General features: G+C 43.0%; 1 pseudogene. It reads right to left on the minus strand.

Going from position 1 to position 244, the window contains the following annotated elements:
• A pseudogene (locus AAEY78_RS14580) lies at positions 1 to 244 on the minus strand (type II secretion system protein GspL); the annotation flags it as partial.

The following is a 244-nucleotide window of genomic DNA, read 5'->3' on the forward strand; positions in this document are numbered from 1 at the left end:
TTGTAAATCAATCCTATGATCAGACTTTGTAGCATCAAGGTCTGAAAAACTTGTACTATCAAAAGCTTCAATGCTTGGTACCACCATCACTTCACTCAGCTGCAGGAAGCGCTCAAAAATCAACGGTAAATAGCTGACCGCCATTCCTTGATATAATGATTGGCGTAGCAGCATCGTCTGGTCATCTTGATAGAGTATGACTTGCTGCCCTGCACCTTCTTCCGGCACTGGTAACAATAGAAAG

The sequence above is a fragment of the Psychrobacter sp. 16-MNA-CIBAN-0192 genome (assembly GCF_040309565.1).
In the GTDB taxonomy this organism is placed as follows: domain Bacteria; phylum Pseudomonadota; class Gammaproteobacteria; order Pseudomonadales; family Moraxellaceae; genus Psychrobacter.